This is a genomic window from Ruminococcus sp. AF31-8BH, assembly GCF_003460605.1.
Lineage (GTDB): Bacteria > Bacillota > Clostridia > Lachnospirales > Lachnospiraceae > Blautia_A > Blautia_A acetigignens.
The window spans coordinates 425,958-447,900 of sequence record NZ_QTVN01000001.1 but is presented as its reverse complement, the minus strand read 5'-3'; the positions used below and the strand labels follow the sequence as shown (position 1 = coordinate 447,900).

18 protein-coding genes are annotated in these 21,943 nt (G+C 45.9%); 16 read left to right on the top strand and 2 right to left on the bottom strand.

The annotated features are described in order from the left end of the window. Positions 1 to 27: 27 nt before the first annotated feature. From DWZ38_RS02000 to DWZ38_RS01965, 7 genes are all read left to right on the top strand, one after another. A complete protein-coding gene (locus DWZ38_RS02000; protein WP_021925267.1) occupies positions 28 to 768 on the top strand; it encodes a LytTR family DNA-binding domain-containing protein in 741 nt (246 codons plus the stop codon). A gap of 37 nt (positions 769 to 805) precedes the next feature. After that, positions 806 to 1,351, top strand: coding sequence for a histidine phosphatase family protein (locus tag DWZ38_RS01995; RefSeq protein ID WP_021925266.1), 546 nt, complete (start codon positions 806 to 808; stop codon positions 1,349 to 1,351). A 14-nt stretch (positions 1,352 to 1,365) separates the two neighbouring features. Then, entirely contained in the window at positions 1,366 to 1,575 is a 210-nt protein-coding gene (locus DWZ38_RS01990) for a hypothetical protein (protein WP_021925265.1), read from the top strand. A 214-nt stretch (positions 1,576 to 1,789) separates the two neighbouring features. Continuing rightward, positions 1,790 to 2,719 (top strand): cysteine synthase A, encoded by a 930-nt coding sequence (gene cysK, locus DWZ38_RS01985; protein WP_021925264.1) that lies wholly within the window; start codon positions 1,790 to 1,792, stop codon positions 2,717 to 2,719. A 268-nt stretch (positions 2,720 to 2,987) separates the two neighbouring features. Further along, a complete protein-coding gene (larE, locus tag DWZ38_RS01980) occupies positions 2,988 to 3,812 on the top strand; it encodes an ATP-dependent sacrificial sulfur transferase LarE (protein ID WP_021925263.1) in 825 nt (274 codons plus the stop codon). A gap of 439 nt (positions 3,813 to 4,251) precedes the next feature. Further along, on the top strand, positions 4,252 to 4,905 hold the full coding sequence (locus DWZ38_RS01970) for a hypothetical protein (protein WP_178105247.1): 654 nt from the start codon (positions 4,252 to 4,254) through the stop codon (positions 4,903 to 4,905). Positions 4,906 to 5,137: 232 nt separating this feature from the next. Further along, a complete protein-coding gene (locus DWZ38_RS01965) occupies positions 5,138 to 6,355 on the top strand; it encodes a histidine kinase dimerization/phospho-acceptor domain-containing protein (RefSeq protein ID WP_117849564.1) in 1,218 nt (405 codons plus the stop codon). A gap of 149 nt (positions 6,356 to 6,504) precedes the next feature. Here the strand turns inward: DWZ38_RS01965 and DWZ38_RS01955 are convergent, their stop codons facing one another. Continuing rightward, a complete protein-coding gene (locus tag DWZ38_RS01955; protein WP_117849559.1) occupies positions 6,505 to 7,074 on the bottom strand; it encodes a TetR/AcrR family transcriptional regulator in 570 nt (189 codons plus the stop codon). 153 nt (positions 7,075 to 7,227) lie between these two features. Here DWZ38_RS01955 and DWZ38_RS01950 point away from each other — a divergent pair, with 153 nt between their 5' ends. The 8 genes from DWZ38_RS01950 to DWZ38_RS01915 all read left to right on the top strand — a co-directional run bounded on the left by DWZ38_RS01950 (position 7,228) and on the right by DWZ38_RS01915 (position 19,318). Next, positions 7,228 to 9,789 (top strand): glycoside hydrolase family 3 C-terminal domain-containing protein, encoded by a 2,562-nt coding sequence (locus tag DWZ38_RS01950; protein ID WP_347518536.1) that lies wholly within the window; start codon positions 7,228 to 7,230, stop codon positions 9,787 to 9,789. 42 nt (positions 9,790 to 9,831) lie between these two features. After that, a complete protein-coding gene (locus DWZ38_RS01945; RefSeq protein WP_117849557.1) occupies positions 9,832 to 10,335 on the top strand; it encodes a GtrA family protein in 504 nt (167 codons plus the stop codon). Between the two features lie 351 nt (positions 10,336 to 10,686). Then, positions 10,687 to 12,078: a trypsin-like peptidase domain-containing protein gene (locus tag DWZ38_RS01940; RefSeq protein ID WP_117849554.1), complete on the top strand. Its 1,392-nt coding sequence runs from the start codon at positions 10,687 to 10,689 to the stop codon at positions 12,076 to 12,078. 203 nt (positions 12,079 to 12,281) lie between these two features. Continuing rightward, on the top strand, positions 12,282 to 12,989 hold the full coding sequence (locus DWZ38_RS01935) for an HAD family hydrolase (protein WP_117849552.1): 708 nt from the start codon (positions 12,282 to 12,284) through the stop codon (positions 12,987 to 12,989). A 194-nt stretch (positions 12,990 to 13,183) separates the two neighbouring features. After that, on the top strand, positions 13,184 to 15,187 hold the full coding sequence (locus DWZ38_RS01930) for a diguanylate cyclase (RefSeq protein ID WP_117849549.1): 2,004 nt from the start codon (positions 13,184 to 13,186) through the stop codon (positions 15,185 to 15,187). A 42-nt stretch (positions 15,188 to 15,229) separates the two neighbouring features. Beyond that, positions 15,230 to 16,711, top strand: a complete 1,482-nt coding sequence (locus DWZ38_RS01925) for a sensor histidine kinase (protein WP_117849547.1) — start codon at positions 15,230 to 15,232, stop codon at positions 16,709 to 16,711. Then, positions 16,708 to 17,739, top strand: coding sequence for an ABC transporter substrate-binding protein (locus tag DWZ38_RS01920; RefSeq protein ID WP_021925252.1), 1,032 nt, complete (start codon positions 16,708 to 16,710; stop codon positions 17,737 to 17,739). The genes DWZ38_RS01925 and DWZ38_RS01920 overlap by 4 nt, the downstream gene beginning before the upstream one ends. Further along, positions 17,714 to 19,318: a response regulator gene (locus DWZ38_RS01915; RefSeq protein ID WP_243000116.1), complete on the top strand. Its 1,605-nt coding sequence runs from the start codon at positions 17,714 to 17,716 to the stop codon at positions 19,316 to 19,318. Before DWZ38_RS01920 ends, DWZ38_RS01915 begins: the two co-directional genes overlap by 26 nt. A gap of 6 nt (positions 19,319 to 19,324) precedes the next feature. On the opposite strand, the gene DWZ38_RS01910 is transcribed toward DWZ38_RS01915, so the two are convergent. After that, positions 19,325 to 20,416, bottom strand: a complete 1,092-nt coding sequence (locus tag DWZ38_RS01910) for a GntR family transcriptional regulator (protein ID WP_021925250.1) — start codon at positions 20,414 to 20,416, stop codon at positions 19,325 to 19,327. Between the two features lie 483 nt (positions 20,417 to 20,899). Here DWZ38_RS01910 and DWZ38_RS01905 point away from each other — a divergent pair, with 483 nt between their 5' ends. After that, complete coding sequence (locus DWZ38_RS01905; protein ID WP_117849544.1) at positions 20,900 to 21,883, top strand: ABC transporter substrate-binding protein; 984 nt, start codon at positions 20,900 to 20,902, stop codon at positions 21,881 to 21,883. Positions 21,884 to 21,943: the final 60 nt, after the last annotated feature.

The window sequence follows — 21,943 nt, the reverse complement described above, 5'->3', positions numbered from 1 at the left end:
GAGCTATGAAATCGGGAGGGACACTGTATGAATGGGGAAATAAAAGTTGCGGTTTGCGATGACCTGGAAGAAGACCGCCAGGTTCTTGTGAATCTGCTTTCTGAGTATACAGACAAGAACAATTTATATGTGAAAATCCAGGAATTTACTTCCGGTGAGGCATTTCTGGCTTCGGATACATCGGAGTATTCTTTGGTTTTTATGGATATCTTTATGGACGGCATCAATGGGATGGAAACTGCCAAAGCCCTGATCGTCAGGAACAGCCGGGTGCAGATTGTGTTTGAAAGCACCAGTACGGAATTTGCAGCGGAAGCTTTTGACATCGAAGCGCTCCACTACCTTGTGAAGCCTGTGAAAAAAGAAAAGCTTTTCGGAATCCTGGACCGCTTTTTCGACAGCGTTTACTCCCTGAGGACTGTGAACGTGAAAGTAGGACGGCTGGAAGAGAGCATTTATCTTTCCGACATCCTTTATGTGGAGGCCGATGGAAAACGGGCAAAAGTCCACACCAAAAAAGGCGTGATGGAGGTATCCATGTCTGTTGCAGAGCTTGAGAGGGTTTTGCCGGAAAAAGAGTTCTGCCGCCCTATCCGTTGGGCGCTGGTTTCCATGCGGGAAATTGCGGCAATGCCTACCGATGTGCTGAAATTATCGGATCAGACAGAAATTCCCATCAGCCGTTTAAAGCGCAGGGAAATACAGGAAACCTTTGCGGATTACAGCTGGCGAAGCACCAGACGCCGCATGCGGGGAAAAACAGGATAATTTTATAGTTTTTGGAAAAACATCAGGAGGAATAAGGATGGGACATCTATATTTTGTGAGACACGGGCAGACCATCTGGAATGTAGAAAATAAGATTTGCGGTGCTACAGACATTGCGCTGACAGAATTTGGTCATGAGCAGGCTGTGGAGACCGGAAGGAAGATTGCGGAAGAGGGAATTAAGGCAGATGAGATTCTGTACTCACCGCTGATTCGTGCGGCAGAAACTGCAAGATATATTTCCGAAATCACCGGAATTCCAAGAAGAGTGGAGCCAAGGCTGATTGAGCAGAATTTTGGAAAATGGGAGGGCACGCCAAGAAACGGTGCGGATTTTAAAAAGGCGAAAGAAATTTTCGCCTGCAACTATGAAGGTGGGGAATCCATGCTTCATCTGGCACAGAGAATTTATAATCTGCTGGATGAGATCAAAGCAGAGTCCGGGGAGAAGACTTATATTCTGGTGGCACATAATGGAATTGCCAGAATGGTGCAGTCCTATTTCCATGATATGACAAATGAGGAATATGCAGCATTTGGAGTAAAGAACTGCGCGGTTGTGCGTTATGATTTTGACGAATAGGAGGAAATGACAGAATGGGTAAAATTATCGATCTTTCAGCAGTTATGGAAAAAGAGGAGAAGCTGGAGCAGATTGCGGATTATATGGGAGAACTGAAGGATGAGTTTGCAGCGCTGATCCAGGAGTTTGACGAGGACGGCGCAGACCAGAGAAAATTGGATACTCTTACTGAGGCGCTGGATGCACTGGAAGACGCTTACGATATGGTAAATGAGGTTTTATAAGAAGGATAAACCCTAAGAACAAAAGGTTTCGGAGCCCTGGTATTTTAATTTTATCCATTAAATCCTAAAAACCTATTGACATAGTGGGTTAATAGTGGTAATATCCATTCAACGGATGAAAAAGCAATATGTACCACAGTTGAAAATAATATTTCGCCAGTATAAAAACTGCAGTTTTGGCAGATACGGCAGGGCAGCCGGGAAAGGAATGGATATGGCATACTATAAGGGAACACTTGGATTAATTGGAAATACTCCGCTTGTTGAGGTAACAAATATCGAAAAGGAACTTGGACTGGAAGCTACCGTTCTTGTGAAGCTGGAATACTTTAACCCGGCAGGAAGCGTTAAGGACAGAATTGCCAAGGCTATGATCGAGGATGCAGAGCAGAAGGGAATCCTGAAGGAAGGTTCCGTTATCATCGAGCCTACTTCCGGAAATACCGGAATCGGTCTTGCATCTATTGCAGCAGCTAAGGGATACAGAATCATTCTTACCATGCCGGAGACCATGAGTGTTGAGCGTAGAAACATTCTGAAAGCATACGGCGCAGAGCTGGTTCTGACCGATGGAACCAAGGGTATGAAGGGTGCCATTGCCAAGGCGAACGAGCTGGCAGCGGAGATCCCGAACAGCTTTATCCCAGGACAGTTTGTGAACCCGGCGAACCCGGCTGTACACAAAGCTACCACAGGTCCAGAGATCTGGAAAGATACTGAAGGCAAGGTTGATATTTTCATCGCAGGTGTTGGTACAGGCGGAACCCTTACCGGAACTGGTGAGTATCTGAAGGAGCAGAATCCGAATGTGAAGGTCGTAGCTCTTGAGCCTGCTACATCTCCTGTATTATCCGAGGGCAAAGCTGGCCCGCACAAGATCCAGGGAATCGGAGCCGGATTTGTTCCGGAAGTTCTGAACACCAAGATTTATGATGAAGTTTATAAAGCAGAAGCTGACGAAGCATTTGCAACAGCGAAACTTCTTGCTCACAAAGAAGGAATCCTTGTAGGAATCTCCTCCGGTGCTGCATTAAGCGCTGCAATAAATTATGCAAAGAAACCTGAGAACAAGGGCAAAGTAATCGTAGCCCTCCTCCCAGACACCGGTGACAGATATTATTCTACACCGCTGTTTACTGAGTAAATTCCGGATTGCCGCGCAGCGGTCTTAACGGAACATTATAAAAGCGAATAAACATAAGGACTGTCGTAACGGATATGTTTGAACAAAGCATTTCACCGCGGCAGTCCTTTTTGTCAACGGCGAAACAATATACTTAAACCCAACTATAACTAATCCCATTGACATACTAGGGTATTTCATAGTAACATAAACCAAATTGTTATTTCGCGCAGGGAGGAGGCCTTCCAGTGTGATAAACAGCATCAAACTTCCATAGGAGGATAATCAAATGAGTGAAGCAACTGCAACTAAAGAACAGCAGATCAAATACGAGAACCTGAAAGAATACTTACGCAGCCTTGGAAGCGTAGCCGTAGCTTTTTCAAGCGGCGTAGACTCCACCTTCCTTTTGAAAACTGCCCATGATGTACTGGGGGACAAATGTCTGGCGATTACTGCTATGTCCTGTTCTTTTCCAAAGAGAGAGCTGGAAGAAGCCAAGGCCTTTTGTGAAAAAGAAGGTATCCGTCACATCACAGTAGAGTCCGAAGAACTGGAAATCGAAGGCTTCTGCCAGAACCCGACCAACCGCTGCTACATCTGCAAGAAAGAATTATTCGAGAAAATCTGGGAGATTGCCAGAAAAGAAGGATTAAATGCAGTAGCAGAAGGCTCCAACATGGACGACAACGGCGACTACAGACCAGGACTTCAGGCTGTAGCAGAGCTTGGGGTAAAGAGTCCGCTGCGCCACAGCGAATTATATAAAGAAGACATTCGCGCCCTTTCCAAAGATCTTGGCCTTCCAACCTGGGAGAAACAGTCCTTTGCCTGTCTGTCTTCCAGATTTGTATACGGAGAGACCATCACCAAAGAAAAGCTTGGCATGGTAGACAAAGCCGAGCAGCTTCTCCTGGACCTTGGCTTCCACCAGCTGCGCGTCCGCATCCACGGCACCCTGGCCCGAATCGAAGTACTCCCGGACGAGCTCCCAAAAGTACTTGAAAACCGCGAGCAGATCGTAAAAGCCTTTAAAGAATACGGATTCACCTACGTAACCATGGATCTCCAGGGATACCGTATGGGAAGTATGAACGAGACTTTGAAGAAATAAAATTCACTTTGAAAAATATGCAAACAGGATTACAGCGTTTCATATGCGCTGCGATCCTGTTTTTTATGCCCAAATATCTATTCATGTCACAAATTGGCGAATAAACAAGGTTGTAATTGGATTCCTGAAAGGAGTATAATCTTTAAAGGTTATAATGAAAAAATAATTTGATTTTTGTAGAAGGGGTAGGTATTGAAATATGTTAAATATTTTATTTCGCGAAGACGAAAGAGAAATAAGGTAAGAACCAGTCATGGAAACAGTAATCTTTCCAAGTATGCAAAGAAAGGAATTACTTTGATTGGAGATGGTGCTGCAATAGGACCTTATATGTATGATTTAATGCTGAGCAAAGCGGAGCTGTTTTTACCGGAATGTTTTGAATGGCTGTTATTACATTCACCTGTATTTGCGGAAAACAAAGAGGTGCAGGAGCAGCTTGCTCATACATCACAAGCTTGCCGATCTTTCCCAGTATTTCACAGAAGATGAGCTGTCTAAATATGTAGATTCCTACATTCAGGAAGGCTACTTTAACCAGGATGGAGCCCTGTATCTTTTCCCTGTGGCCAAATCCACTGAGATCACTATGCTCAATAAGACCGACTGGGAGCCCTTTGCAGAGGCTGCTGGAACTACTGTAGATGAGCTTGCCACCACAGAGGGAATTGTCCAGGTGGCGCAGCGGTATTATGAGTGGACGGACGCGCAGACCCCGGATGTCCCGGCCGATGGAAAAGCCTTTTACGGCAGAGACTCTATGTCAAATTATTTTCTTATCAGCATGAAGCAGATGGGTAAGGAACTGTTTGAAGTAAAAGACGGCAAAGTAACCCTTAACACAGACAAGGAATTGGTTCGCCGTATCTGGGATAATTATTACGTGCCGTTTATGAAAGGCTATTTTGCTTCATTGGGAAAATTCCGTTCAGATGATGTGAAAACAGGAGATGTTATCGCTTATACTGGTTCTACTTCATCTGCAGTGTACTTCCCGGATTCTGTAGAGACAGAAGACAGCAGCTATCCAATTTTTCCAGAAAACCTGTTTTTATACTCCTGGAAATTTTGCAAATGGTTACAGTACCCGTAAAATTCTGGATTATTCTCTGTCTGACAAAGCAAAAGCTGATAAAGCAGTTCTGGAAGAAGCTGTTGCAGGCGGTCAGAGTAAAGAAGAGGCACTGGCGCAGTATCTCACCGATGAGAATTTCGAGAGCTGGTATGAGGAATTCTGCAATAGTTTAAATGCAGCAGCAAACTCATAACCATGAGATGTGATGGAAAGGCGGTGAGACGGACTGTGAAGCGGAATCCGTACAAGCATGGAGGACACGGTGATTGGCCTGGACAGCCACACTGTAGAGAACCGCAAGGTAGTCCTGGAAAATGACATGATCGAGCAGTGGAGCAGCGTAAATAAAGAAAGTGACGGGCTTTATGCTGCACTGGCCAGGCTCCTGGATGAACATGAGATGGATATTCAGGGATTTCTGGGTTCTGACGATGTGCAGGAGGAATATCTGGAAGCTGTTTTCTATGATATGGTAGAGGTTTTGCAGTACAATTCCACTTCCGGAATCTTCCTGGTGCTGGGAAATGATAAATCCACGGAGGAAGAATGTGAATACAATGGTTTCTGGGTGCGGGATTCTGACCCAATGACCAAAACGGCTTCTCACGCAGATCTGCAGATGGAGCGCGGAAGCAAGAAGCTTTCCCAGAGTATGTCCATTTCACTGGATACACCATGGCGTACAGATTTTCGGTTCCAGGGAAATGGAAACCGAAGTGCAGATGACTTTTTCTATCAGCCGTACGTGACTGCAGGGGATTATGTGGATGCTAATATTAACATGGCAAATCTGGGATACTGGTCCAAGCCATTTATTCTGGAAGACGAACGCCTGAAAGAAATGACTCTTTCTTCCATTGCACTGAACCTGTTTGACAGGGAAGGAAATACTTCGGTAGTGCTGGATATCCTGGCGTTGAAACTGCAGCAGCTTCTTCTGACCGGGGAAACAATGGAAAACGAGCCGCTGATCCATCCTTTTGCCAATGGGAACCAGGATCTTGTATTCCATATGGCAGACAATGGACAGCACTCTGGAAGTATTGTATTTCGCCAGATTGACACGGCTGTTCTTGAGAAAAAAGAGGAACGCAAGTGTCTGGAAGAGATCAGCGCCATTATCCAGAACCGCATAAATCTGGAGCGTCACGACCTTTCTGCAAAAGCCAAATTGGATTTCCTTGCCCGTATGTCACACGAGATCCGAACGCCAATGAATGGAATCATCGGTATGACGGAGATTGCCCTGAAGGAAGGTCAGACTGAGGCACAGAGAATGGATTGCCTGAAAAAAATCCAGCACTCTTCCGCATATCTTCTTGGCCTGATCAACGACATTCTGGATATGTCCAAAATTGAAAGCGGAAAGATGCGTCAGGTGGAGGAAAAATGCAACCTTCTGGAACTGGTTCAGGGGCTGCAGCCGCTGCTGGAATCCAAGATCAAAGAGAAGCAGCTTCAGCTTTAACATCAGGCTGCGCCCGGTAAGCCCGGATGAGAGAAAGGAAGCTGTGCCGGAAAAGGCCCTTCTTTTCCCGGGAAAACGGATTCTGGTAGCAGAGGACAATGATCTGAATATGGAGATCATCTGCACCATTCTGGAAGAGTACCAGATTATCACCGAGCAGGCTGCCAACGGCAAGGAGGCTGTTCAGTGCATGGAACATTCAGAACCTGGGCGAGCTGTTGGGGCGTTTCCTGATATCCGTTGTAAGCCCAGGAGAAATAAACATTATACAGAGCACCTGCAAAGGCGGACAGCCGGTAATACTGGCTGGCATCCTGGCAGGTGCTTTTCCATTTCCAGATAATGTATCTGGTAAGGTATTCCAGAAAAATATTGCCGAAGCCGCAGTGGATAAGACCGTCAAAAAAGTCCCGGTACTGGTACCAATATTCGAAGCAGTGGATCATGTGGGCGCGGTCATAGTAGATTCCCTGCAGATTCTGCTTGCGGTCCTCTTCCTGATATTTCTGCAGAATGTCTTTCAAATGGGAAGAAAACACTTCCTCTTTGGTGGAGAAATTCCGGTAAAACGCCATTCGGGAAACGCCTGCCAGCTGGGTAAGCTCCGTTATGGTAATGGTGGACAGCGGCTTTTCTTTAATCAGGGTGAGAAGGGCATTTACGATTTTCTCACGGGTCTGCTGGTTGGGTGTGTTTTTTGAAGATTTCTGTTTTTCCATGGTGAAGCTCCTGTTAAAAATAAATCTGTAGTACGGATGCAAAAAACAGCTTGTGTTACAAAGAGTAACGTTTTTAATAAGGGTTAGTATAACGTGAATTTGCGGGTGAGGCAAGGAGATTTTTGCGTGTTCTGGAGCAGTGGGAACTAAAAAATGTACATCTTGCGCAATAAAATGACAGTTTATGATAACCCCGTCTTTTTCAGGCGGGGTTGTGCTATAGTAAACTCAGAAAAATGGAGTGAAACAGAAACAACAGAAAGGGAGATTTTACAGGAAATGAAGTATCAGAATATTATAGAGAACATGACCCTGAAAGAAAAAGCCGCGTTCCTTAGCGGAAAAAGCGAGTGGCAGACAAGGGAATTTCCAAGACTGGACATTCCGGCAATCTTCTGTTCAGACGGACCAAACGGTGTGCGTAAGCAGGCTGGCGCAGGAGACCACCTGGGAATCAACCCGTCCGTTCCGGCAACCTGTTTTCCAACAGCAGCAACCATGGCAAACAGCTGGGATGAAGAACTGGAGCAGAAGGTAGGAGTTGCACTTGGAGAAGAGTCCATGGAAGAGGAAGTAAACGTTCTTCTCGGACCGGGACTGAACATTAAAAGAAATCCTCTTTGCGGACGTAATTTCGAGTATTTTTCCGAGGATCCTTATCTTTCCGGAAAAATGGCGGCAGCATTTATCCGCGGCGTACAGAGCACTGGTGCAGCAGCGTGTGCAAAACATTTCGCAGTAAACAGCCAGGAGCTTCGCCGTATGGCTATGAATGCGGTTGTAGATGAGCGAACACTTCGTGAGATTTACCTTACAGGCTTTGAAATTGCCATTAAAGAGGGCAATGCTAAAACCGTAATGAGCAGCTACAACGAGGTAAACGGCGTTTATGCCAACGAGAATGAGCATCTTCTGAAGGATATTCTCCGTGACGAGTGGGGGTTTGACGGCTCTGTTATCACAGACTGGGGCGCGTCCAACGATCATTCCCTTGGTGTGAAAAACGGTTCCACTCTGGAAATGCCTACCCCAGGTCTTGACGCAGCAAGAGAGCTGATTGCAAGCGTAGAGAGCGGAAAGATCAGCGAGAAGGATATTGACGAGCGTGTAGATGAGCTTCTTGATCTGGTACTTACTACAACAGAGAATGCAAAGCATTACAAAAAAGCGGCAGACAAAAAAGCATTGCATGAAGAGCATCATAAGCTGGCACGCCGGGCATGTGAGGAAAGTGCTGTTCTTCTGAAAAATGAAGGCGGAATCCTTCCAGTTGGGGAGAAGGTTCAGGCAGCCGTGATCGGTGATTTCGCATTCGAGCCAAGATACCAGGGTGCCGGTTCCTCCATGGTAAACTCCACAAAAGTGGATTCCATTAAGGACATGCTGGAGTCCAGCGGAATTTCCGTAACCGGAATCGTTCACGGATATCAGCGTGACGGCAAGGAAGACGAAGCCATGAAAAAAGAGGCTGTGGATCTTGCACGCCGTTCCGATGTGGTCCTGTTCTTCTTCGGACTGAATGAGAAGAGCGAGACAGAAGGTCTTGACCGTAAGCACCTTCGCATTCCTCAGAACCAGATTAACCTGATCCAGGAGCTTGCAAAAGCAAACGCCAACATGATCGGTATTATCAGTGCTGGCTCGGTCATTGAAATGCCATGGCATCACCATTTCAAGGCGCTGCTTCACACAGCACTGATGGGACAGGCTGGTGCAGGCGCGGTTCTGGACATTCTTTCCGGTAAGATCAATCCGTCCGGAAAGCTGGCAGAAACCTATATCAAGAAATATGAAGATACTCCTTCCTACAATTATTATCCGTCTCAGGAGCGCAATTCTGAGTACAGAGAGGGAATCTATGTAGGATACCGTTATTTTGACACTGCAGGAGTTCCGGTAAATTATCCATTTGGATATGGACTTTCCTATACTACCTTCGAGTATGAAAATCTGCAGGTAAAACCGGATGGCGTTACCTTTACTATCCGCAACACTGGAAAATACGACGGTGCAGAAATCGCACAGCTTTATGTAGGACTTCCGGGAGCAAAGGTTTTCCGTCCGGTAAAAGAGCTGAAGGGCTTCACAAAAGTGTTCTTAAAGACTGGCGAAGAGAAGACCGTTACCATTAAATTCGATGACAAAACATTCCGCTACTGGAATATGAAAACAAACAAATGGGAAGTGGAAGGCGGCGTTTACAGCATTATGATCGGTGCAAGCTGCGCAGATATCCGTCTTCAGAATGCACTTGCTATTATCGGAACCACTGAGATAATGCCATATTATACCAATCGCGTTGCTTCTTATATGGACGGAAAAATCCAGAAGGTTGGAAACGAAGAATTCGAGACCATTCTGGGACATTCCATTCCAGACGGAAGCTGGAGCGGAGAGCTTGGCATGAACGATGCCCTCTGCCAGATGTATTATGCAAAGAGCGGAATTGCCCGTTTCATCTGCAAGAAGCTGGGCGAAAAACTGAAGAAGAGCGAAGCTGCCGGAGTTCCGGATCTGAATACTCTGTTCCAGTACAACATGCCTTTCCGTGCCATCGCGAAGATGACAGGCGGCATGGTTTCCATGGAAATGGTGGAAGGTCTTGTAAGAGTAGTAAACGGCCACTTCAGCGGACTTGGAAAAGTGATCAGCGGATTTTTCAGAAACCAGAAGCTGAACAAGCAGTATGAGAAAGACCTGGAAGAGCAGAAATAAGAAATCATACAGACAGAAAAATAAAGAATAAGGAGTATTATCATGGGAAAAATCAAACAGTTAATCGCAGACCATCCGAATATCTGGGAGTTCATTAAATTCAACGTATTATCAAACTGCGCAACCATCACAAACTTTATCATTATGTGGCTGTGCACAGGCTTTATCTTCAAAAGCTTTGCAAACACACCATTTAAATTCCTGGTGTTCAACTACGCAGACAACATTAAGTCCAACCTTGGATTATGCGGATTCTTAAGCTTTTTGGTTGCGACTGCAGCAGCACAGACCGTAAACTTTTTCGTACAGAAGAACCTGGTTTTCAAATCTAATGCAGCGTTTGAAAAAGCAGTTCCGAAATACATTATACTTGCTGTTGTGCTAGTACTTGTTTCCGCAGCACTTCCGGCTTACAGCCAGAGCTTTTTCATTAACATCGGAATTTCCGAAGCACTTGCACCAACTCTTGCAAACGTGCTGAACATTCTGGTTCAGGTAGTTCTCAGCTACCCAACCATGAAATTCTGGATCATGCCAAACAAGTAAAAATTGGTTGCTATTCTTGCCCGATATAGTGACAGGCCAAAACCCGGATTGCCTTGCAGTCCGGGTTTTTAAATGGTAAGATAAAACAGGATTTAACAAATTAAACACATTTTTCCCACAAAGAGAACACAAATTGTCTCTATACTGTGAACTATCAAATGAAAGAGGTAATTGTTCAGTACCTTCACAATTACCGCTCCGCGATGCACAGAAATCATGCAAAGCATGATTTCGCGCCGCAATTCTCGGGTTTTCTGTGAACTACGTTCACAAAAAACACCTCGCGGAATAGTAACTGCAGAATAGTTACTGAAAGAAAACATAACAGAGTTTCTAAAGGAGGCTTTTATCATGAAGAATAGAAATGAAGAATTAAAGAGAAAACTGAAAAAGGCAGCAAGCATTAGTCTTTGCGCAGTACTGGCAGGTGGTCTTGCAGCAGGAACATATACAGGAGTGAACTATCTGACAGGTTATGAGCAGAGCGTACAGGCAGCTAGCAAGGAGCAGATTACATTACTGAAATCCGACAAGGAATCAGATGATTCCGATTCCAAGGAAGAAAGTACAGCAAAGGGAAGCCTGGATGTATCTGATATTGTAGAAGAGACAATGCCAAGTATTGTTTCCATTACAACTAAATCTGTAGAAGAGGTTCAGAGCTACTATGGAATGTTTGGTCAGTACGGTGCTTATTCTCCTGAGCAGAGAGAGGTTCAGGGAAGCGGTTCCGGTATCATCATTGGTAAGAATGATACAGAGCTTCTGATTGCGACCAACTACCATGTAGTAGATGGTGCAGAGACATTATCCGTTGGTTTCTGCGACAGTACAGCATGCGAAGCTAAGGTAAAAGGTTATGACAGCGAGAAAGACCTTGCAGTTGTTGCAGTTTCCCTGGACGATATTGACAGCGACACAATGGATGCAATTTCCATCGCAACAATTGGTAATTCAGATAACCTGAAGGTTGGTGAGCAGGTTGTTGCAATCGGTAATGCCCTTGGTTATGGCCAGTCCGTAACAACCGGTATTGTAAGTGCTAAAAACCGTCAGCTGAATTCTGATGATACGGTTGGTGATTATGACAGCGACAGCAATTCCGCTACCAATCTGATCCAGACAGATGCAGCAATCAATCCTGGCAACAGCGGCGGTGCTCTTCTGAACATGAACGGTGAGGTTGTTGGTATCAACTCTGCAAAGCTTGCTTCCACAGAGGTTGAGGGTATTGGTTATGCAATCGCAATTTCTGATGTAACAGATACTATTGAGAGTCTGATGAATGAGGAGACCAGAGATAAGGTTGAGGATCACGGTGTTCTTGGAATCACAGTTCAGACTGTTGACAGTGCGGTAACGGAAGCTTACGGTGTTCCGGAAGGCGTGCTGGTAAGAGAGGTTACTGAGGGCGGTGCAGCAGATGATGCTGGTATCGAAGCAAGATCCATCATTACCAAGTTCGCAGGCAAGACCGTAACTACCAAAGAACAGCTGGTTGATTTCCTTTCCTACTACGAGCCAGGCGAGGATGTTGAGCTTACCATTGAAGTTCCAGACGGAAAAGAATACAAAGAAGAGACTGTTACCGTAACTCTTGGCAAGAGCGAGGATACACAGAATGCAGACTCCAAGGATTCCCAGAATCAGGATGGTGCAACCGATGAGGACGGAAATCTCTTAGAAGACTGGCAGAACAATGAAGGCGGTGCCGGACTTCAGTATGGCGAAGGCTGGAACTAAAGAACAAAAATAAAATACAGTTTGAATTTGGAATTCAAGACTGATTCCGGGTTTGGATTTGAAACTGCAGAGACTCATCTATAACAGGTGGGTCTCTTTTTTTTGCGCCTTTTGCGCTCAAAGAATCCATTGCATATCCTGACGTAAAACGGTATAATTATTGAATCACGTAATGTAGAAAAGTGTAGAAAAGAGTCGATTTGATGAACAAAGAAATTTCTCTGGTTTTTGATATAGATGACACGCTGTACAGCCAGATGGAACCGTTGCTTACGGCGTGTGAATTTAGTCTTGGAAGAGCGCTGCTGGATCCGGAGCTGTTTTACCGGATCTTTGGGAAAAGAAGCGCGGAAATGTTTCTGTTCAGCGAGAGCGGACAGGTTTCTATCCACGAGTCCAGGCTGTACAGAATTGAGAACACCATGAAGGATATGGGTATCCCTTTTACCCGGGAACAGGCGGAAGTTTTTCAGGCAAGATATAAAGAAAATCAGTCTCATCTTCATGTGTCCGATATCCTTGCGGGAATGTTAGATACATGCCAGGAAGCCGGCGTGAAAATGGGGGTGATCACCAACGGCCCTTTTGCCCACCAGGTGCAGAAGTTTCATACATTGGGACTGGACAAATGGTTTACAGAGGATCAGCTGATCGTATCCGCTGGCGTAGGCGTAGCTAAGCCTGATGTGCAGATTTTCCGGATAGCAGAAGAGAAGTGGGGAATGAATCCTGCCAATACCTATATGGTGGGAGACTCTCTGGAGAATGATATTACGGGGGCCAAAAATGCCGGCTGGAAAACCATCTGGATGAATCACCACAGATATACAGTATCACCTGGTATGGCAGAACCGGATTACATCGCATATACAGAAGAAGAACTAAGAAAATTAGTAGAAAAATTAATCTGAATTCTATTTTTGCGTGTATGTTAGGCGAACTAAAGATAGACAAATAACGTTTGGTTGATTATAATAAACATATTAGTAAATTAGATGATGCCATCTGATTTGCAGCTGGCGCTGACCGTATAGCCCGGTAGTGACTGTGGCTGTGCGGTCATTTTTTTGCATCACAGGCTTCACGATGAAGAGGAAGATAAAATATGGATTCAGATTACAAAATTACAATGGAACAGGCAGAAACAGAAATGGCCTGTTATCGTAAAATTTTTAGTGAAGTGCGGCTTCTTGATAAGGAAGCCCTGGAGTCACTGAAGAAAGAGAGAGAAAGCACTTCTGATAACATCGGAAATGATGTACAGCAGCTGGCCCATCAGTGCAGCGGATGCGTAGCAATGGATGCACTGATGGGAAAGAAAGAATTATCCAAGCTGGAATTCATTGGCGATGATATTTACCAGATTATGGTCAAGTACCTGGAGATTGACGGCAAGCCATATGTTATGGAGCTGCTTAAATGTATGGATAAGAATTCTCTGATCGCCCAGGGAGGCAGAGAGCGTCTGATCCGCAATCTTACAGGATATAATGAACGGCTGTACAGTGATGTGCTGACCAAGGTTTATAACAGACGCTATTTCGAAGAAGAACTGAAGAACCAGAAGGGTCCTGCCGGAATTGCAATGATCGATCTGGACGACTTCAAGCTGCATAATGATACATATGGACACAAGGCAGGCGATATGGCCCTTGCCACAGTAACCCAGGTGATCTCCAGATACATTCGTAAGACCGATATTCTGGTTCGTTACGGCGGGGATGAATTTCTTCTGATCATTCCCAATGTGAAAGAGGCAGAGTTTACCCACAGACTGCAGGAGATTCTGGACAGGATCCATGCAGCTACCATACCGGGATATGCCAGAATCCAGCTCTCTGTAAGCATTGGAGGTACCATTGCCAGTGCGGATGAGACCATTGAAAGTGTTGTGGGAAGAGCGGACCGCTTTATGTATCAGGCGAAGACACATAAGAACCTGGTAGTGACAGAGACGAATGAAATAAGAAATCAGGATGAGGACGGTACAGAGGTTGACCGTAATGAGCTGAAGCAGCAGATTCTGATCGTAGATGATTCTGAATTGAACCGTGAAATACTAGCGGAGATCCTGCACCCTGATTTTAAGACTATGGAGGCCTGCAGCGGGGAGGAGTGTCTGTCAATGCTGCGGCAGTATGGCGCAGGAATCTCGCTGGTATTGCTGGACATTGTTATGCCTGGTATGGACGGTTTCGCAGTTCTGGATGAAATGAACCGAGATCACTGGCTGGAAGATATTCCGGTCATTATGATCTCCAGTGAAGAGACAGAATCATATATACGCCGTGCTTACGAAATGGGAGTCTCTGACTATATCAGCCGTCCATTTGATTCCAAGGTTGTTTATCGGCGTGTATATAATACCATTAAATTATACGTAAAACAGAGGCACCTAATCACACTTGTAACGGATCAAATTCGGGAAAAAGAAAAAAATAGTCAGATTCTGGTAGATATTCTCAGCCATATCGTAGAATTTCGTAATGGAGAGAGCGGACTTCACGTTCAGCACATCAAGACGCTCACCGGACTTTTACTGGAGAGACTTGTGCAGAAGACGGATAAATACCATCTGCAGTGGTCGGATCAGTACATGATCACAGTGGCATCTGCCCTTCATGATATCGGCAAGGTGGGAATCGACGAGAAGATCCTGAACAAACCGGGCAGACTGACCAAAGAAGAGTTTGAGGAGATGAAGAAGCATACTCTGATCGGAGCCTCCATGCTGAAGAGCCTTGGCGTATACCAGGACGAGGAGCTTGTGAAGGTTGCTTATCAGATCTGCAGATGGCATCATGAGCGCTACGATGGAAAAGGCTATCCGGATGGACTGAAGGGCGAAGAGATCCCCATTTCCGCCCAGGTAGTTTCTGTAGCGGACGTATATGACGCACTGACAAGCGAGCGTGTATACAAGAAAGCCTTTACCCATGAGAATGCAATGGAGATGATCCTTGCCGGAGAATGCGGAACCTTCAACCCGCTTCTTCTGGAGTGTCTGAAGGATATTGCAGGAAATATTCCGGTAGAGATGGCGAAAGCCGCTGAGCAGCCCACCTATTCCCAGGGAAGCCATGCAGGGAAGCTGCTTGAGAGCATATAAAAAAATACGGGATTTTGAATAAAGGGAGGTACGCTCTGCTTTATGAAAAAGAAAATTCTTACATTAGCGGCAGTGGTAACACTGCCGTTTATTCTTCTGGTAATGTATCTGCTTGCTTCCATGGCAAGCTACAGCAACACATATTCGGAGATTGTAAGCAACATGACAGTTGCCAACAATTATAACCTGAATTTCAAAGAGGAAATGGATGAAAGCCTTTATAAACTGGTAGTTGGCTATGTGACGCTGGATAACATTGAGTCGGACAAAAGCCTGAAGAATCCATATGTCCTGATCGAGGAACTGCGCAGTGAGTTTACCAGACTTACGGCAATCACTACAGAATCAGAAAGTAAGCTGTGGCTGGAGAGTCTTTTGCGAAACATCAATGCTCTGGAAAAAAGAGTGGATGATATTGTGGACAGCATCGATGCCGGAGGCCGGTACAGTGAGAATATCGAGATGCTGGATAACAATATCTATATTCTTACAGAGCTGATCCAGGATGACATCCAGTATTACATTTACTATCAGACCCGGTACATGGAAAAGGTTACAGACACCCTGCAAAAACAGATTGGACGCTTTATGGTGGTGTGCAGCATTCTGATCGCGGTGCTGATTGCAGTAGTGGCTGTCAGTGCGGTGATGATCGTTTCCGGAATCCTTCAGCCCATCCGGCAGTTGAATTCCGTGACGGAGAAAATTGCCCAGGGAGATTTCAATGCCAGGGCACAGGTGAATTCTGACGATGAAGTTGCGGAACTTGCGGTGAGCTTTAATAAGATGGCGGGAAATATGCAGTCCCTGATCGACAAGGTGAAGGAAGATGAGCGCAAAATGCGAAAGGCAGACCTGCGCCTCCTCCAAGAGCAGATCCAGCCGCATTTCCTTTACAACACACTCGACACCATTGTGTGGCTGATCGAATCCAATGAGCCAGACGAAGCAGTGACAATGGTTGTTACCTTGTCGGACTTTTTCCGTGAGATTCTCAGCAAAGGAAAGGAGTTTATTTCCATTAAGGAAGAGGAGAAGCACATCAGCAGCTATCTGCAGATCCAGGAAATGCGTTACCGGGATATTCTGGAATATGACATTCAGCTGGATCAGGTAATTTATAAATATCAGATCCTGAAGCTGACACTTCAGCCGGTAGTGGAGAATGCGCTTTATCATGGAATCAAATATAAGCGTGCCAAGGGATGCATTCACATTCACGGGGAAAAAGAGGGGGATATTATCCGCCTGACTGTCCGGGATGACGGCGTGGGTATGGATGAGGAAGAACTTGCGCAGCTTCGCCAGCAGATCGAGAAGCCTTGTCAGGAGACGGAGAAGGGCTTTGGGCTGGCAAATGTAAATGAGCGTATCCATATGTATTTCGGTTATGAGTACGGCATGAAGATTGAGTCTGAAAAGGGCAAAGGAACTACGGTGGAGATTGTGATTCCTGCTATTCTGGAAGCCTCGGCAGAGAATGCCGCAAATGTACAGCCACAGCAGGAGGGGGCACGCTTATGAGACAGTTTATAAAGAAAAACATCTGGGCTGTGGCGCCGGTTGTATTTGTGCTGGTAGCGCTGGTTCTTCTTGGAAGCCCTTTTGGAAGCGGCAATGTGCAGGAAACTCCTGCAGAGGATGACAACTTAATCGTAGTGGGCGTTTCCCAGGTAGGAAGTGAATCCGTGTGGAGAACCGCACACACCCAGTCTGTTCAGGATGCTTTTACCAGAGCCAATGGCTATCTGCTGATTTTTGACAATGCCAGACAGAAACAGGCCAACCAGATCAAGGCAATCCGAAGCTTTATCTCCCAGCAGGTGGACTACATTGTGCTTTCGCCCATTGAGGAAACCGGTTGGGACACTGTGCTTCAGGAGGCGAAGGATGCAGGGATTCCGGTGATCCTTATGGACCGTACTGTGGAGGTAGCGGATGATTCCCTCTATACCACATGGGTAGGCTCTGACTTTATCCGGGAAGGACAGGATGCGGGATACTGGCTGGAGGATTACCTGAAAGAACAGGGAAGAGATGAGGATGAAATAAACATTGTGGTTTTGCAGGGAACCAAAGGGGCAACTGCTACCATTGGAAGAACCAGAGGGTTCAATGAGACTGCAAAGATCCAGCATAACTGGAATATTCTGGAACAGGTAGACGGAGAATTTACCACAGCCAAAGGCAAAGAAGAGATGGCAAGGCTTCTGGAGAAATATGAGGATATTGATGTGGTGGTGTCCCAGAATGATGACATGACGTTCGGAGCCCTGGAGGCTATTCATGCTGCTGGCAAAACAACTGGCGTAAACGGCGATATCACAGTGATTTCCTTTGACGCGGTAGATGCTGGAGTGGAACTGGTAAGAAACGGTGAAATCAACATTGACGTCCAGTGTAATCCGGACCAGGGAAAATATGTGGAACAGGTTATAAAGGATATGGAAGCAGGTAAAGAAGTAGAAAAAGCGTATTATGTTCCGGAACGGGTATATACGCAGGAGAATGCAGGGGAGGATGAAGATGCTGCTGAAGGTATTTCTGGTTGAAGATGAGACTGTGATCCGGGAAGGTCTGCGTGACAGGATTCCCTGGGATCAGTTTGGATATCGCTTTGTGGGGGAAGCTGCTGACGGAGAGATGGCGCTGCCTCTAATCCGAAAAACAAGGCCGGATGTGCTGATTACAGACATTAAGATGCCTTTTATGGATGGGATTTCTTTAAGCAAAATTGTAAGCAAGGAATTTCCGCGGATGAAGATCATCATTGTCAGCGGATACGATGATTTCGAATACGCAAGACAGGCGATAGAGGTAGGAGTGGATCAGTATCTGCTGAAGCCGGTAACCAGGATGAAACTGAAAACCGTTCTTCTTGAATTGAAGGATAAGATCGAACAAGACCAGGAACAGGAGGATTACCGCACCCAGTTTCAGAATGAGATCCAGGAGTACGAGCAGTTTTCCAGACGCCGTTTTATGGAGAAAATTTTGGAAGGGGAACTTTCCGTTAAGGAGATTTACGACGAGGCAGACCGCCAGTCCATTGAGATTACCGCAGCAGGGTACAATCTTCTATTCTTATATCTTCAGGAGAAAAATAAGGACAAGATGGAAGGCTTCCTGAAAAAACAGGACGAAGTGCTTCACTATTTTCTGCGCTATCCGCAGTATCTGCTTTTCCGCTGGAATGTAAACAGCTATGGCGTTCTGGTGAAAGGAGAAATGTCCCAACTGGAAGAGCTGACCGGGAACTGTGTGGAATATATGGAAAGAACCTGCGGAGACCAGGATCAGCTGGAGTGGTATGTGGCTGTGGGAAAACCAGTCGAAAGGCTGAGTCTGCTTTCCCAGTGCTATCAGAGTGTGAACCACTATTTTGCATACCGCTTTATGGTGCCAGGGCTGCATGTTCTTACGGAAAAGACTTTGGAGAATTATGTAAACTCACAGGGAGAGAACCGGCTGGATGGAGTAGATTCTTCTCAGCTGAATCCGGAAGTCATAAAGGATTTCCTTACCAAGGGAACCAGCTGCGAAATCCAGGATTTTGTCCAGGGGTATTTAAGCGGTATGAGCAAGGCTCTGGAATCCAGAATGTTCCGGGATTACGTAGTGCTTCACATTCGTTTTACGACTATCATGTATCTGGAATCTCTTGGCGTTGCCAAGGAAGAATATGTGGGCCGGATTGATGAGAAATATGAGGAAACATGCCTGAAAGCTTCCCAGGTGGCGGAGTATTGTACGGATATGCTTCAGGCAGCAGTGGACATCCGGGATGAGAGAAGTGAATCCCAGGGGACCAGTGCCATGAGAAAGGTCCTGGATTACATTGATGAGAACTGCTGCAGGGAGAGCATTTCCCTGAACGAGGTTGCGTCAGCTGTAAATATGAGTGCCAATTATTTCAGTGCTATTTTCAGTCAGAAGATGCAGAAGACGTTTGTGGAATATCTGACTGGAAAAAGAATGGAGCGGGCGAAGAAGCTCCTGCGCGAAACGGATAAGTCATCCGGGGAGATTGCGCAGGAGGTGGGCTATAAGGATCCTCATTATTTCAGCTATGTGTTTAAGAAAAATATGGGCTGCAGTCCAAGGGAATACAGAAGCAAGGGCAGCGCATAATCGTTTTTATTTGGGCGGCAGCAGCTGCAATGGGACTTCCTGTGAAGAGACAGGGAGTCCTTTTAATTTGTCTGCAATCATCCGGGCAGCCATCTGGGCGGGCTCATGGGTTGGACTGGTCAAAGTGGCGGCGCGCAAAAGCCCGGAAGCGGTGAGATAACTGGTATTGAAGGCCGACAATGCCAGTTGGGAGATGCTGCCAGAGGGCTGTGTTTCCATAAATGGAGCAGAGGAAGAGAGGGAAAGCTTTTCCCACAACAGCCAGGCAATAAAGTCATCTTCGCAGACGATTGCAGTACAGTCAGCAGTGAGTTTTTCCAGGAATTTCTGCAGAAAACGGATATCCCGATTCTGCCTGAAATCATCCAGATCTTCTGTGGTAAACCATCCAAGGTTTCGGTCCGGAACCAAGAGCCCCTGATTTTCCATGGCGTTCAGAAAGCCCTGGCAGTGCTGATGTCCCCGCAGGTCATCCATCTGGAAAATGCCTGCAATGCAGGTATGGCCTTTGGCAGCCAGATCCTGTACCAGCAGGCTGGCTCCGTAATCCGGATTGCCGGAAAGAACCGGAACCTGTGAAAGGCCAGGGTAGGCACAGCCCAGGAAAAAGACGGCAGTTCCCTTTTGAAGAAGCATCTGATAAAGCTCGGTGTTGAGAGTGGGCAGCGCGCTTTTTACAGGTTCTGCAAGAATGGCACGAAGAGGATTTTTCAGGAGAAACTGGAGAATCTGCCGTTCCTGATCCTGATGACCGTAGGTGGGGAAAACTTTGCAGGTATAGCCGTAGGCTGCCAGGGCTGTGCGAAGGTTATTTACAAAAGCGGGGTATTGGTACTGCTGTTCATCTGGGATTAGGACACCGATCACGTTGCGGGATTCCTGGTCGGAAAGTCCGGTAATATAGGAGCCGCTGCCCTTTATCCGGCGGATTTCCTGAGATTCCTCCAGGACTGCCAGTGCAGCCCGCACGGTCTGGCGGCTGACCCGATAGCGGGCGCATAATTCCTGTTCTGCGGGCAGCCTGTTCCTTCCATTTTGAATATATTCCTGAATCAAGTCCCGCAGCTGTTCGGTGAGCCATTTATATTTGATTGCCATAGGTTCCTCCTGAATAGATGTGCCGTTTTTCCGGCAGCGTTCTTATAAATGAAAAAATTATTTACTGTGTTAAAAAAATCTCATAATTTTTCCTACCGTAAAAAATTATAAATAGAAAATTTCCTGGTTTTTTACCAAAGAAAATCTTACTTTCTTTTCGGGAAGTTAAACTTTTTTATACGTTGTTGGACAGTTTGCCGCAGTGAAAAACGGGGAAAAAAGAGGAATATTTCTGGGATATCTTAAGAAAACAAACGTTTTTCCTATATAATCCGTAAAAAATTCCACCTTTTGCAGGTTAGGAATCATTATAATACAAATCTGTATTTATTTCACTACTAAAATAACAAAATCTGTATTGGATGAACTGACGAAACTGCCAAAAACACGGAAAGTAATATTGAATTTTATGTTGATTTCAGCTAAATTATAGACATCAAGAAAAACGTAAAACCTTTAAAAAGAAAGAGAGGAACAAACACTATGAAAAGGAAATTAGCAGTTATGGCACTCGCAGCAGCAACACTCAGCATGATGGCTATGCCAGTATATGCAGATGATCTGGTAACAGTTGGATATGCACAGGTTGGACATGAGTCAGACTGGCGTACAGCAAACACCCAGAACTATCAGGATGTTTTCTCAGAAGATGCTGGATACAGCCTTGACCTTGTAGACTGCGACAATGACAATGCTGCACAGCTTGAAGCTGTTCGTACTTTCATCAGTAAAGATATGGATTATATCGTAATCGCTCCGATCCAGTCCGCTGGCTGGGACACCGTTCTTCAGGAAGCACAGGATGCCGGAATCCCGGTAATCATTGCAGACCGTGAAATCGAAGCAAGCGATGACTTATATGACGCATGGGTTGGAACAAACACCACAAACGAAGGTATCACAGCAGGAAACTGGCTGGCTGAGTATCTTGGCGATGCAGACGCTAACATCCTTGTAATCGAAGGTTCCGTAGGAGCTTCCGCAACACTTGGACGTACAGATGGATTCAATCAGGTAGCTGGCGAGCATGACAACTGGACAATCCTTGATTCCCAGTCCGGTGACTTCACACAGGCTGGCGGCCAGGAAGTTATGGAGTCCTTCATCAAATCCTACGAGGGACAGTTCAACGTAGTTATCTGCCAGAATGATAACGAAGCATACGGCGCAATGGATGCAATGGATGCAGCAGGTATCACCTATGGTGTAGACGGAGATGTAACTCTTATTTCCTTCGATGCAACACATGACGGACTTCAGTACACATTAGACGGAAAGATCAACTGTGACGTTGAGTGTAACCCAATCCAGGCTGAGACCGTTAAGGGCGTTATCGAGAAAATGCAGGCTGGCGAAGACTATGAGAAGACAACACTTGTTGAGGATCAGGCATTCGTAGCACCTGGAATCGAGAGCGAATATGCAACAACTATGACTCAGGAAGTTCTGGACGGACGTGCTTACTAATTAGAAAAGTGTGAACTTACAGGGGGAGGAAAGTCCCAGGGCGGATTTTTCCTCCCCCTT

What these genes read in the sequence shown, in the direction of transcription:
- DWZ38_RS02000 (WP_021925267.1), top strand. Translation starts at nt 28, where the DNA reads ATGAATGGGGAAATAAAAGTTGCGGTTTGCGATGACCTGGAAGAAGAC.
- DWZ38_RS01995 (WP_021925266.1), top strand. Translation starts at nt 806, where the DNA reads ATGGGACATCTATATTTTGTGAGACACGGGCAGACCATCTGGAATGTA.
- DWZ38_RS01990 (WP_021925265.1), top strand. Translation starts at nt 1,366, where the DNA reads ATGGGTAAAATTATCGATCTTTCAGCAGTTATGGAAAAAGAGGAGAAG.
- cysK (WP_021925264.1), top strand. Translation starts at nt 1,790, where the DNA reads ATGGCATACTATAAGGGAACACTTGGATTAATTGGAAATACTCCGCTT.
- larE (WP_021925263.1), top strand. Translation starts at nt 2,988, where the DNA reads ATGAGTGAAGCAACTGCAACTAAAGAACAGCAGATCAAATACGAGAAC.
- DWZ38_RS01965 (WP_117849564.1), top strand. Translation starts at nt 5,138, where the DNA reads ATGGAGGACACGGTGATTGGCCTGGACAGCCACACTGTAGAGAACCGC.
- DWZ38_RS01955 (WP_117849559.1), bottom strand. Translation starts at nt 7,074, where the DNA reads ATGGAAAAACAGAAATCTTCAAAAAACACACCCAACCAGCAGACCCGT.
- DWZ38_RS01950 (WP_347518536.1), top strand. Translation starts at nt 7,228, where the DNA reads ATGTACATCTTGCGCAATAAAATGACAGTTTATGATAACCCCGTCTTT.
- DWZ38_RS01945 (WP_117849557.1), top strand. Translation starts at nt 9,832, where the DNA reads ATGGGAAAAATCAAACAGTTAATCGCAGACCATCCGAATATCTGGGAG.
- DWZ38_RS01940 (WP_117849554.1), top strand. Translation starts at nt 10,687, where the DNA reads ATGAAGAATAGAAATGAAGAATTAAAGAGAAAACTGAAAAAGGCAGCA.
- DWZ38_RS01935 (WP_117849552.1), top strand. Translation starts at nt 12,282, where the DNA reads ATGAACAAAGAAATTTCTCTGGTTTTTGATATAGATGACACGCTGTAC.
- DWZ38_RS01930 (WP_117849549.1), top strand. Translation starts at nt 13,184, where the DNA reads ATGGATTCAGATTACAAAATTACAATGGAACAGGCAGAAACAGAAATG.
- DWZ38_RS01925 (WP_117849547.1), top strand. Translation starts at nt 15,230, where the DNA reads ATGAAAAAGAAAATTCTTACATTAGCGGCAGTGGTAACACTGCCGTTT.
- DWZ38_RS01920 (WP_021925252.1), top strand. Translation starts at nt 16,708, where the DNA reads ATGAGACAGTTTATAAAGAAAAACATCTGGGCTGTGGCGCCGGTTGTA.
- DWZ38_RS01915 (WP_243000116.1), top strand. Translation starts at nt 17,714, where the DNA reads ATGCTGCTGAAGGTATTTCTGGTTGAAGATGAGACTGTGATCCGGGAA.
- DWZ38_RS01910 (WP_021925250.1), bottom strand. Translation starts at nt 20,416, where the DNA reads ATGGCAATCAAATATAAATGGCTCACCGAACAGCTGCGGGACTTGATT.
- DWZ38_RS01905 (WP_117849544.1), top strand. Translation starts at nt 20,900, where the DNA reads ATGAAAAGGAAATTAGCAGTTATGGCACTCGCAGCAGCAACACTCAGC.